This is a genomic window from Planktothrix prolifica NIVA-CYA 540, from assembly GCF_963864145.1.
Taxonomy (GTDB): Bacteria; Cyanobacteriota; Cyanobacteriia; order Cyanobacteriales; family Microcoleaceae; genus Planktothrix; species Planktothrix agardhii.
The window spans coordinates 3,602,576-3,616,141 of sequence record NZ_CAWLTW010000001.1 but is presented as its reverse complement, the minus strand read 5'-3'; the positions used below and the strand labels follow the sequence as shown (position 1 = coordinate 3,616,141).

The 13,566-nt window shown below is 38.0% G+C and carries 7 protein-coding genes; 1 reads left to right on the top strand and 6 read right to left on the bottom strand.

Annotated features, from left to right (window positions below; translation table 11 throughout):
* Window positions 1–19: 19 nt before the first annotated feature.
* Window positions 20–4,681, top strand: coding sequence for a tetratricopeptide repeat protein (locus AC559H_RS16155; protein ID WP_036831418.1), 4,662 nt, complete (start codon window positions 20–22; stop codon window positions 4,679–4,681).
* A gap of 38 nt (window positions 4,682–4,719) precedes the next feature.
* On the opposite strand, the gene AC559H_RS16150 is transcribed toward AC559H_RS16155, so the two are convergent.
* The 6 genes from AC559H_RS16150 to AC559H_RS16125 all read right to left on the bottom strand — a co-directional run bounded on the left by AC559H_RS16150 (window position 4,720) and on the right by AC559H_RS16125 (window position 13,438).
* Entirely contained in the window at window positions 4,720–5,160 is a 441-nt protein-coding gene (locus AC559H_RS16150; protein ID WP_026796005.1) for a class I SAM-dependent methyltransferase, read from the bottom strand.
* A gap of 74 nt (window positions 5,161–5,234) precedes the next feature.
* Window positions 5,235–6,434: a glycosyltransferase family 4 protein gene (locus tag AC559H_RS16145; protein ID WP_026796004.1), complete on the bottom strand. Its 1,200-nt coding sequence runs from the start codon at window positions 6,432–6,434 to the stop codon at window positions 5,235–5,237.
* A gap of 3 nt (window positions 6,435–6,437) precedes the next feature.
* Window positions 6,438–9,620 carry a glycosyltransferase gene (locus AC559H_RS16140; protein ID WP_026796003.1) on the bottom strand — a complete coding sequence of 1,061 codons (3,183 nt, stop codon included), beginning with the start codon at window positions 9,618–9,620 and terminating at the stop codon, window positions 6,438–6,440.
* Window positions 9,621–9,754: 134 nt separating this feature from the next.
* The gene (locus tag AC559H_RS16135) at window positions 9,755–11,128 is read right to left on the bottom strand and encodes a methyltransferase domain-containing protein (RefSeq protein ID WP_071782701.1); all 1,374 of its coding nucleotides are present in this window, start codon (window positions 11,126–11,128) and stop codon (window positions 9,755–9,757) included.
* Window positions 11,129–11,221: 93 nt separating this feature from the next.
* Entirely contained in the window at window positions 11,222–12,070 is an 849-nt protein-coding gene (locus AC559H_RS16130) for a glycosyltransferase family 2 protein (protein ID WP_081694761.1), read from the bottom strand.
* Between the two features lie 141 nt (window positions 12,071–12,211).
* Window positions 12,212–13,438, bottom strand: a complete 1,227-nt coding sequence (locus AC559H_RS16125; protein ID WP_026796001.1) for a glycosyltransferase family 2 protein — start codon at window positions 13,436–13,438, stop codon at window positions 12,212–12,214.
* Window positions 13,439–13,566: the final 128 nt, after the last annotated feature.

Sequence of the window (13,566 nt, the reverse complement as noted above, 5' to 3'; positions counted from 1 at the left end):
CAGCAACAGCAAACCAACTATGTTACCTAACGAAATTCGCGCCCGTAGTGTACAGTTTCTCCATCAACAAACAGAAATCTATATTAATCAAGGGCAATTTGAGGATGCGATCAAGGCTTGCAACCAGTTGTTGCAAATTCAGTCTGATTATGCCCCCGGTTATAAACTGATGGCGGATATATTCCAAAGACAGGGGAAATTACAAGACGCCCAAGAATGGTATACCCGGACATTGGAACTTCAACCTAATTGGCCAGAAGTTCATGCTAACTTGGGCAGTCTGTATGCTAAATCACAACAATGGCAACAGGCGATCGCTTGTTATCAAAAAGCTGTCACCCTGAAACCGGATTTCACTGGGGCTTATCGGAATTTAGCCAAAGTTTGGACACAACTGGGCGACTCCCAAAAATCGGCACAGACCCTATATCAAGCTGTTAAATTAGAACCAAATCAAGCCACCGCAGAAGAACATTTTAACCTTGGCCAGCAGTTGGCACAACAGGGAGCCACCACCGAAGCGCAGATCTGTTATCGGAATGCGATTGCACTCGATCCCAATTTAACCCCAGCCCATCAATCTTTGGCCAATCTGCTCAAAGACCAAGGAAAAGCCCAGGAAGCAACCCAGGTCTACCGGAAAGCGATCGAATTTAATACTCCGACCCTGGGAGCTCCAGCCCCTTCCGATACCCTAGCCGCCGCCACAGCCAGGGATTTATCACCCCAAGAAACTTTAGCCGGGGCAACTCGTCAGCAAACGGTGAGTCATAACACAAAAACCCCGATGAATCATCCTGGTAATCCCCAAACCTACTTAAAACAAGCCCAAGCCTATTGTGCCTTGAAAGAATGGGATCAAGCGATCGCTACTTGTCAAAAAGCATTAAAATTACAACCGGATTTAGCAGAAGCCTATAAAATTCAAGGCAATGCTTTACAAATTTTAGGGGAAATGTCGGCGGCGATTCGTTGTTATTCAAAAGCTTTAGAAATTCAACCCCAATATCCAGAAGTTTATGCAAATTTGGGCAGTTTATATGCTCAGGAAGAACGATTAGAAAAAGCTGCCTCTTATTATCAACAAGCGGTCAGTTTAAAACCTGATTTTGCTGGGGTTTATCGCAATTATGCTAAGGTTTTAACCCAAATGGGGCAGTTAGAATCAGCCTCCCAATGTTTGGAAAAAGCCTATAGTTTGGAACCGAAAAAAGCCACGGCAGAGGAACATTTTAATTTAGGTAATACCAGATTTAAACAAGGTCGATTTGATGAGGCGATCGCTTCTTATCAAAAAGCTTTACAACTTAATCCTCAGTTAGCAGGAGTCTATTATCAATTAGGGCAATTATATCAAGCCCAAGGAGAAATTGAATCAGCTATTTCTGCCTATCAAAAAGCCTTAGAATTAGAACCTTCTCGGTTAGAATTTTATTATGGCTTTGCCGATTTATTCGGCCATCAGGAACGTTGGGATGATGCAATCCGAGTTTATAACAAAATTTTAGAATTAGACCCAAATCAAGCCGTTGCTTATTATAAACTCGGAGAAATTTTTAACCGTCAGTGGCGCTTAGAAGAAGCAATTAATATTTATAAAAACTCAATTTCCTTGAATCCCAAATTGGTTTCTTCCTATTATGGATTAGGGAAAGTTTTAGTTAAACAGGAAAGTTGGCAAGAAGCAGTGCAGGTCTTGCGTCAAGCAGTACAAATGAACCCCAGTGGAGATGCGGAATCCTATAAAGGTTTCGGGGATGCACTGGCGAAAGTTGGGGAAACGGAAGCAGCGATTAAAGCCTATCAAAAATCAACCGAACTTGATCATAGTCAAGCCGAAGTTTATCAGAAATTAGGGGATTTACTACGAGATCAAGAACAGTTTGAATCTGCTATTAGTGCTTATCAACGTTCAATTGAACTGAATTTTAGTGTATTCTGGACACAGAATAATTTAGCGGATATTTTCTTTAAACAAGAACGTTGGGAAGCAGCGATTTCTGCCTATCAAAATGCCATTAAATTAGATGCAACCTACTCTTGGTCATATAATAGTTTAGCGGATGCCTTGGTTAATTTAGAACGGTTGGAAGAAGCAATTCCTGCTTATCAAAATGCGATTAAACTTAATCCTGAATTTCCTTGGTCTCATTATAATTTAGGGAAAGTTTTAACGGAATTAGAGAATTGGGAAGAAGCGGTTGTCGCCTATCGAGGTGCAATTAAAGTTCAATCAGATTTACCGAATATTCAAGAAAAACTTGCCGATGCGTTGAGAAATCGAGCTAAATTAGATTTACAGGAATCCTTGGATTATTATTATCAAGTAATTCAAGAACAGCCTGATCATGTTGCGGTTTATCATAAAGCCATTGAGATTAAACCTGATGATCCCCAATTGTATATTCAGTTAGCGAATACGTTGGTTAATCATGATCATTTAGATGGTGCGATCGTATTCTATCAAATGGCATTGCAATTAGAACCGGAGCATTTAGAAGCGAGTGGCAAATTACAACAAATTATAGAAAAAAAAAATCCCTTAAGCCAGCCTGAACCAACTCCATCAGTAATTGCGGCCGTAAAAAAGCAGTATCGTGAGGTTGAAGGATATGACAACTGGTTAAGCAAAAATACCCTTCAACCTCACGATTTACAAGGAAGGATTACCCATTTAAAAACGCTGCGCTATCAGCCCAAAATTAGCGTCCTTTTGTCTTTAAAAGGTACACCCGAATTGTTTGTCAGTGAAGCCATCAAATCTGTTATTGATCAAATTTATCCCCATTGGGAATTGTGTATTATAGGTGAGGTTGGGGATGAACGTCATGTTAACTCATTGATTGAGGAATATAACATTCCAGAACACAAAATCAAAGGCGATTATCATCAAGAAAATAAATCAATTTGTGCAAATTTAAACTCTGGTTTGGAACTAGCAACGGGAGACTTCATTACTTTATTGAAAGCAGAAGATGTATTAACTGTAGAAGCTCTCTATGAAGTTGTAGTGTTCTTAAATCAATATCCAGAAGCGGATATGATTTATTCCGATGAAGATCGATTCAATCCTACAGGAAAACGCACTCAACCTTTCTTTAAACCCGATTGGTGTCCAGATACATTCCTATCTCGAATGTATACAGGTCATTTGGGGGTATATCGACGTCAGTTAGTCAATAAAATAGGAGGATTTCGAGACGGGTATGAAGGAAGCTATGACTATGATTTAGTCTTGAGATTAACAGAAAAAACCAATGCAATTTTTCATATTCCTAAAGTTCTTTATAGCAGCCGAACTGCTTTACCCTTTGCCCATGATGTTGTTGGTAAACGGCAAACAGAATTAGAGAAAGCGAATACAAAAGCCTTAGAAAATGCGTTACAACGTCGTGGAGAGGAGGGAAAAGTTGAATGTGCTGAACATCCTGGGATTTATCGAATTCGCTATCAAATACAAGAGTACAAACCTGTTAGTATTATTATTCCTACTCGAAATTTAGGAACAATTCTCAATCGCTGTCTTGAGTCAATTTTTCAGAAAAGTACCTATCCTAACTATGAAGTGATTGTCATTGATAATGGTAGCAATGAGGCAGAAACCTTATCTTTACTGAAATCTTGGCAACAAAAAGAACCGAATCGATTTAAGTGTTATCGCTTAGATATTCCCTTCAATTTTTCTCAACTGAATAATTATGCCGTAGCCCAAGCCAAAGGAGATTATCTACTCTTTTTAAATAATGATACAGAGGTAATTAATTCCGACTGGATTGAGGCTATGGTAGAGCAAGCACAACGTCCTAGTATTGGGGCGGTAGGAGCTTTACTGCTGTATCCTGATCAAACTATTCAACATTCAGGGGTGATTATCGGACTGCGGAGTGTTGCGGATCACGCTCATCGCCATTTTGCACCGAATGATCCGGGCTATTATGGTCAAATTCAGTCTATTAATAATTATTCATCGGTGACAGCTGCTTGTTTAATGTGTCGGCGTGAGGTTTTTGAAAAAATTGGTGGTTTTGATGAACAATTAGCCGTTGCGTTTAATGATGTGGATTTATGTCTGGAAATGCAACGACGAGGCTATCACAATATTTATCTTCCCCATGTCATGTTATATCACCATGAATCAAAAAGTCGGGGGGTAGAAGATACAGCCGAAAAACAAGGTCGTTTCATGCAGGAATTAACCACCATGCGACAACGATGGGCTAAAGTTATTGATTACGATCCCTGTTATAACCCCAACTTAAATCGGGAACGAGATGACTATAGTTTGCGGATATTGACCGATATAGAAATTATATCAATTACCCGTATTGAAGAAGATGCACACGCTTTTTGGGGAGTGGCTATTGATGCACCTGTACCTGGACTTCACAAAGGGATTAATACAGTTCGGTTTGCAGGTTGGATCATTGGTCAGCCCATTCCCATGATGGGGGTGCAAATTTTGGGGTATGAGGGACAGGTGATTGAAAATATTCCTGCCCGTTTACCTCGCGCTGATGTGGCTGAAATTTACCCGGATACTCCCAATGCGGATAGCAGTGGTTTTTGGGCAGAAATTGAAGTTACTCGCATTCTCAACGAACCCGAACTGTTATTGAGAGGAGTTTTTGAAGATGGCAGTTATGCAGGAATTGCGAAAGTTCAACTTCGCCGTCCCTCCTAAACCATAAACCGTTAGTAGAGACGTTGTATGCAGCGTCTCTACATCGCTATACAAGATTGAATTGAAACCACTTTTCTGAAAGGAAATTGATCATAAGGTACATTGCCACGCCACAAGTAATGACCTGTTGGAGATAGATAATAAGTTTCTACATCTTCTTTCAATTGATTGCTCAAAACTGCATAATCGCTATTAATTTTTTCCAGAGGATAGTCAGGATTTTGTAGTTTTAATTGACAAAGAAGAATGCGTTTTAAATTTTCTTCATGGGCTTCAGTCCCCCAACCTTGAGCAACATGATCAATACAATGAATCGACTTACCTCGAGGACGGAGAAACTTACGAATTCCTTCATAAATAAAGCGATGGGCATCTCCATGAATATGTTCTAAAACTGAAATGGAGAAAATACAATCAACAGAAGCCGGGCTAATTTGTGATAAATTAGGATAGATAGGTTGTAACGATGATTGATTCATGGGTGATTTCTCCAATACTTCTAAACTTTAGAATAACCTGGAAGTTGTTATAATAACCAGATAACCAAAAAACATTAACTTTTTGTTACTAAGGGTTTTAAAATGTTGGCTTCACCTTGAGTAATCTCTTGGTAAAATAATTTTAAAAGTTCACTATTTTTTCTCCAGTTGAGTCGAGTTTGAGCAAAGTGAACAGCACCTTGGCTTAATTGATGATAAAGTTCTGGGTCTTTAGTAATTAATTCTACAGCTTGAATGATATTCAAAGCATCCACAAGAGGCAAAATCCAAGCGTGTTTTTGATGTTCCATTTCTAGGGCAATATTGGTATTTGGTAAAATCACAGGTTTCCCCATAGCGAAGAATTCAGGTAGTTTTGAGGGAAAACGATAGTTATTAAATTTGTCCACCCTTCCCGGTTGAATTAACACATCCGCTAAGGCTAAAATATCAGGCAATAAACTACGATCTACATATCCTAATTCTCGACAATATTGTCTTGCCCAATGATCATCTTCTCCTAAAAATTGACAAAAATCTCGACCTGTTCTAATTAAAATTGCAGGTTTTCCTTCTCGATTTAATAATGCGATCGCTAAATATAAACTCCGCACTTCAGCAATATTAACTGCATGAACATTTCCGGTGTAACAAAACACTAAACTGTCAGGTGGAATATCAAACCGTTGGAGTAATTCTAAATTCTTTTCTCTCGGATAAAAATCCTCAGAATTTACTCCTGGCCATAGAGTTAAACTCGGTGTATTGGTAGGAACAAATTGCTTTAAAGGTTCCATAATTACCGTTACCCCATCCGCAGTCCCCATAAATTGCCGATATTTTAAGGGATGGGATAAATTGTTAGGCAATTCCAGAGTATGAGCTAAAGCTAATAATTCTTGAAAGGATTTATTTAAACAACGTTCTAAAATATATTCTTCATTATCTTCTAGGTGAATAACTAATTTAAAATCGTAATTTTGACGCAGTTCTTCACAATATTGTCGAATCACTTCCCGGGGAGTCCAGACATGAACAATATCCGGTGGTTTTCGATTATCAAAAAAGTAGTTTAATCGGCTAATTTCACTATATTCAGTGACTTTATACAAGGGTTCAAAGTTTTTCCCAACCGCCGATACTGTTTGCTTATTATAAGGAACAGAAACAACACAATCTAATCCCAGTTCAATTAAATTATTAGCAAAATAATGAACGTGAACTGCACTATTAGAGTGAAAGTCCTCATAGAGAACAAATAAAACATTTTGCATAACTTATCCTAAGATAGTGTAATCAAAGTTGTCAGGATTAAAATTACAATTGTAATAAGGATCTCCCGATTCTAAATCAATATGCCATTGATCCAGAAACAGCATTTTATCCGTCGGATCATTTCCTTTCATCGGTTGATGATTAATTAAAACAGCACGGGGGGTAAAAATAATTCTTTGGTGATTTTGTCTCAAGCGAAGGCACAAATCACTATCATAGTTTTGATTAAAAAAGTATTCGTTAAACCCTCCTATTTTTTCAAATATACTGGCTTTTACCATCATACAATCACAACTGACTGCTGCTACTTCCCTCGCACAAATTAGAGAACCCGCATATCCATCAGCATTAGGTTGAAAATCCGGCATAAATGTATGAATTTCCCCTGCTTTTCCTAAGATGAAACCCGCTTGTTCTACAGTACGTTCTGGAGACAAAAGTAAACCCCCTACTGCACCCACATCAGATTGTTCCGCATAATAAAGTAAATGCCGTAACCAATCTTCTGTAATCGCTTCTGTATTAGGATTGAGAAAAACTAAATATTCTCCTTTAGCCTGTTTTGCTCCTAAATTATAGGCTTTAGACCGTTTAAAGGGATCGGAAACTGCTATTTTTTTAACTGGGAATTCTTGCAAATTTTGCTGCAATTCAGGATAAGAGCTTTCCGATTCAACCCAGATCATTTCCCAATTAGGATAGCTGGAATGAGCAACAAAATTATGCAAACTTTTTTCCAGTGAATCCTTAGAAGTTGCAACAATCAGACTAATTAAAGGATAGTCGGTTTTCGGGTGGGGATTAATATTAACTCGATGGCGTCCCAAACCCGCTTCTGCTTGAGCTAGTAATCCTAGCCGATGTAGATGAGAATTAACAGCCGCCTGTTGCAAAGTATCAATTCCGGCTTTAGCATCCACATCTCCAGAAATGCTCCCTCTAACTTTTCGCCAGTGATATAAAATTTTAGGGAGATGACCAATATTTTGAGTTACTTCCGATAACCTGAGTAGGAATTCATAATCTTGAACCCCATCAAATTCGCTCTTGAATCCTCCAACGGCTAACGCTAATTCTCGACGTACAGATAACAAATGTCCTCCATACATAACCCCTCGAAAATATTCAGGTGACCAGTCGGGTTTATGGAAGCGTTCTAAATAGTTTAAGCCGGAAAAATCAATTTTATCTTCATCAGAATAAACAACATCAAAACCTTTTGCAAGTTGATTCAAACTATCTTGTAACGCCGTCGGAATTAAAGTGTCATCATGATCGAGAAAACAGACATAATCTCCGGTTGCCATTTTCAAAGCTCGATTGGTTGCAGAACTAATCCCACCAGACTCTTGAAAAGCAACTTTAATATGGGGATGTTTCTCTGCTAGTCCTTGTAAAATTGCCTTAATTTCTGGCTGTTGAGAACCATCATCCACCAGGCACCATTCCCAATCAAACCGCGATTGCATCAGGACACTTAAAACCGTTTCTAAGAACCAATCTAATGAGGAATTCCAAGTAGGAGTTAAGATACTAATTGTTGGGGAGGTATGGGATAAATAGGGTCGTTGAGTCTCGATAATTGGGTCAATAATTTTCCAGAATTGTTCACAGGTGACTCCAGATAAACCCAATAAATATTCATCTCTAACAGGGTTCAAATGATGAGGAAATTGTTGTTTTAGAGTTTTGAATATTGTCTTGAGATTCCGTTGATATTGGCGTTGCTCAAGTTCCCGTTGCGATCGCTCTAAATCCTGTTGAATTTGCTGATTTTGGAGTAGCGATCGCTCTAAATTCGCTTTAATTGTTTTTAATAAAGATTGAGAATGACTAATTTCTGATGGAATGCTTTCAATTGCCAATAATGAGGAGGCTTGTTGCTGAGGAACAGATATAATATTAGTCTCTTGATCTTCTAACTCTTCATTTTCATAAATAAGAGCTTGGGAACTTTTTCCTTCAAGAATTAATTTTTCTAACTGTTGTGGAGTCAAAAGTGGTTTAGCTCCTAAACCCTGGGAGGATGGTGTTTGATTTAAAGATTGCCCTTCACATGGAGTAGGTGTTTTCTGACTCTTGGGCTGGTTGCTCTCCAATGAAGCCTCAACCTTTTTCTGCAAAATTACTATATCTTGATGATTTCGCATACCCCCAGGAATATAGTCAACAATATCAAATTCTGTAGACCAGCTTTGGCGAATATATGCTTCTGTATGATAGGTATTTTTATACCATTCTGGTAAAGGACTAGAAGTTATAGAATCTGAATCGAAAATCATGCCTTGGCTATCTAATTTATTAACTAATCCTGGTGCAAGTAGTTGAGCAACTTGTTTCCCATGTGTTGTGATTAAAACTAAACTTCCTGGCTTAAGAATTCGATCAAACTCTTTCAGCCAACTTAACTGTGCTGCTTCATCCAAATGGGTAAAAACAGATATTAAATAAATGAAATCGAATTGATTCGATTCATAATTTAACGGAGGAAAAACCTGATCAACATTAAATTGAGCCACCGTAATGTTCTGTTGACACCAAGTAATCACTTCTGGATCGACATCACTTCCAAAAAAATGACTTGAATTATCCTCAGCAATATTCCAGATTAAAGCACGACTACAACCGCAGCCAAAATCTAAGATAGATTCAAATGAACTCCAGTTTCTACCTATTTTTTCTAAGGCAAATCTAATATCTCGGTTAATTTCTAAACCTACTTGTAAAAAACTACTGATATCAGCAGCACCATGAACACGCACTCTCAAATCCTCTGGTGGAATTGGTAACATTTGACCTGTATTGAGAATGAGTTGGGGTTCAATATTATCCTGAATGTAGGTTGGTGCTAATAGTTTCTGTAAGGGTTTACCTTGTTTACTTTCAAATACAGGAATTAAGGTAATTAAGGAGTAGTGATAACCTAGTTTTTCTTGTTGTTCCGAGTTAAGAGGAATAGAAATAGAAAAGCGAGCCTGATCAGCTTTATAAAGCTGTGGATAAGTCGACTTAACGTCAGGACTATCGATACCGACTATTGTTTCAAATTGGCTAAAATTATAGTTAGCAACTGATAGTTTGAAAGAGCTTAAAGTAGCTTCTTCAAAAGACGCTACCCAACCATACAGGTTCAGTCTGTCATTCTCAATTACAGCATGATCAAGACTACTTAGAATCCGAGGCATTTTTATGGATGATATCATATTACTTTTTTAATATCTGAAAAACTCCACTATAGATAGTGTCATCCAGCTGATCAATAATTTAGAAAAAGTTGGTTGACTTTTAATTTTGATCAGCTAATCAAAAACAGTAAGATCTAACTAAAGCACTTCCCTAAATACAGTGAAGGATGAATAATGGCTAGAGGGGTATCACTTACCTGATATAATTCGGCTTGTAGCAAAGGGTAATTCGCTAATTCTTCTTGTTTTATAAATAGAAAGGTATTTTGAGCATACCACCAACCGACTTTGTGATTATTCCAAATTTTGGAGCGTAAACAGTCTACAAGTATATATCCTCTCTTCTGAAAGTGTTGCTTCCAATAGTCGGGCCATTGTTCATTGATATGATTAATTCCTATCTGACAGGGAATGGCAGCCGAGAACAGACAAACTGAACCCAGTTGAGTCAAAGCATCAATATAATTTTCTACACAATCATGGGGTATTCGCTCTGCCAAAGTCAAAGAAATAACTAAATCAAATCTTCGATCAAGGGGTGCTATTTTTTCCAGATCTACAGGCTGAAAGTGAGAGGTTGGAATTTCTAGTAAATCACCTGTGATCCAAGTTCCATCTATTCCCAAAAAATCGGTGATTCCCCTCTCTTGAAAGACAGATAGCCAAGTTCCCGTTCCACATCCAACATCAACGATACTTTTAGGGTGATTCAACCATTTATCAATGAACGGAATAATTTCTTTAGCTGCATCTCGACTAACGGGCTGTATACTCTGATAAAAACTATCTGAATAAGGTTGAATTGTTGTTTTATTTCTCACCGATTCATCCATAGGTTGAATTCCTTTTTCAGAACATTTATGGAGATATAAAGTGGGATGAACAATTGAAAATTGTAGACTATTCTTTTGAAACTCATTTTGCACTAAGGGGTATTGGCTTAAATAAGCCTGTTGAACAAATAACAGGATGTTTTGGTTATACCACCAAGCAACATTAAGGTTATCCCAAACCTTTTTCCTGACACAATCAATAACAACATATCCTCGATCCTGAAACTTTCTAATCCAGTATTCTGGCCATTGTTCATTGAAATGATCCAAGCCTCCTTGGATGGGAATAGCCGCAGAAAACAAACAAACTCGGCTCAGTTTGACCATAGAATCCACAAAATGATCGGCATATTCAGGGGTCAGATGTTCAGCTACTTCTACTGACATAGCTAAATCAAATTCCCGTTCTACAGGCCAAGGTTGACTTAAGTTAGCAGCCGTAAATTTATCTTCTGGGATTTTCAGCAGTTGTCGTTCTACCCAATCTCCATCTAAACCAAAGATATCTTCAACTCCATGTTGTTGAAAAACCGAAAGGAAACTTCCCGTTCCACAGCCAATATCGATCACACTTTTAGGTTGTAATAACCCCATAACTAGAGGAACAATTTCCTGGGCTGATTTCCAGGAATAATCTTGAATAGCTTGGTAAAAACTTTCTGTATAAGAAGACATAGGTTATTGAAATTTAATGAGTTTGTTGAGTTTTAGACTTTGAATTTTGAGCCTTTATCGACAAAATACGAGAACAATCACTAGGAATTGAAGTTAAATAATTAAAGGATCATAAATTGCCTCAGCCGGACTATTGCAGAGGGATTGGTATGATTCTTCAATATACTCTTCTCCTCTGTGCTGGTACTCATTATCCCATGTTTTCCAGCTTATTCCTGTTTCTGCCGAAAGACTGCTCGCCGCTTTGTAAGCTTTGCCTCCATTAATGATTTTACTGCGAATATGTTCTTTTGAGCGAAAAGGGTAGTGCTTTAAGGCAAGACCGATATCTTCACCATTTACACTCGCAGGAATGAGTTGATCATTAAGATAGAGATCGTGGTTTCCTTGGGCAATCGTCATACCTGCTTGCCAACGCACCATAACTTTTGTACCTTGATGGAAGTTACCTTTTAACCTATGGGTTATTCGCTTGATAGGATTAGGTTCTAAGTTTTCATAAAAACTTCGTAGAATATATTGTTGGTAAGGGAAACGGATACAAATATGTTCTTTTCCCAGGGTTTGTAAAACGCTATCTAGGGGCGCACGATAGGAACACAAAAATTCATCAGCATCAAACGGAAAAATCCATTCTGCTCCCCACATACTATTGGCAAACTCCGCCACCGCAGTCATTTTTCGGCTTTGATAATATCCAATTTCTCGATCTTCAATTAAATATACCGAGGCATCAGGATAATTATTAGCAAAGCGTCTAATTTCTCCGGCTGTATTATCAGACGAGCGATTATCGAGTAACACAAATCTTTTAATACCCTGAGTATAGTGCCATAATAAGTTCTGATACACTATATCTTCTTCATCTTTAAACATTGATACACCAGCTATAACTGGATCTTTACAAAGAAGATGTTGCTTCGACAGTTGAGATTGTACCATATCCTTTCTTAACTATTAGGTAATGAGATTTTAATCGGAAAAACATGATGTAGTTTCAGTATGTTTTGTGCATGATTATTATTACTTGAATAGGTTTTATAAAGAATTAATTCATTAAAAATTCAAGTAAAAAGTACATGATTATATCATTGCTGGATCATAGATAGGATTTTGAGCTTCGTTAATCTTAGTTTTGTAGAGTTGATCTACAAAATGCTCACCTTGATGTTTATAATATTGATACCATTGTTTCCAATGAGGAGCAAAGGATTGAGTTAAGTCTGTTGCCATTTCGTAGGCTCGACCCCCATTTATAATTTTTTTGCGGATATGGTCTTTAGAACGGAATTGATAGTGTCTGAGTGTTAATCCTATTTCTTCTCCTTCCCATCTACCAGGTACTTGTTGATTATCAACAAGAACTACATGATTTCCCTGCTCAACGACCATCTCTAAATTCCAACGAGCAATAAACCCACCCAAATTATAGTCTGGATCTTCAAATTTCAGGCGATGGGTCATCCGTTTCAAGGGATTAAGCTCGGTTTCTGAGTATAAATGCTGCAAAACGTGATTACGCCAAGGCAGTTTAATCCATTTACACTCTGAACTCACAGACTCTAATACTGTTTGCAAAGGAGCCCGAAACGAAGATAGAAACTCATCCGCATCAAAGGGAAAAATCCATTCTGTTCCCCACATTTTGTAAGCCAAATTAGCTGCGGCGGTCATTTTTCGACTCTGGTAATACCCGACTTCTCGATCTTCAACAAGATAAACTTGAGCATCTGAATAGTCATTAGCAAAGCGTCTAATTTCTCCGGCTGTGTTGTCTGATGATAGATTATCAAGAATGACAAATCGCTTAATTCCTAATTGATAATGCCATGTCAAATTAGCATAAGCAATGTCTTCCTCATCTTTAAACATTGATACACCAGCAATGATGGTTGTTTCTGGTAGTGGGGCTGCTGGTTGATAGAGATTCTGTGCTGATAACTGTGATAATTCAGACCCTTGGGAATCGTTTTGAGTTAAATTAGATGAGTTTATGAGATCAGAGGTACTTTGCTGATTTTCAGAAGGTAAATTGAGTTGAGATTGAATTTCTTCTGATGGCTGTTGAAAACGATGCAGTTGCATCTGTATTTTTTCTAATTCATCCTGAGTTTGATGCAACTGCAAATGACATTGTTCCAATTCTGCTAAGACTTCATCAAATTGAGACTGATAACGTTCTATATCCTCCTGCTGGTTTTGTACCTGTTGCTGAAGTTGTGCAATCTGGGTTTGATATTCTTCAGGCTGGACTGATGACAGGTCAACTGGGTTAGTGGGCAAATTAGATGGCGATTGGGAGTGTTCCATAAGTTCAGTCTCAGCAGTTATATTTTTGTCAGGGAATAGAGTCAACTGTTAACGTCCTCAAGGGATTCTACTACGAACGGTGGCAGTATTTTGATTGAGTAGACAATCAACACTGATCAGGAAGTCCC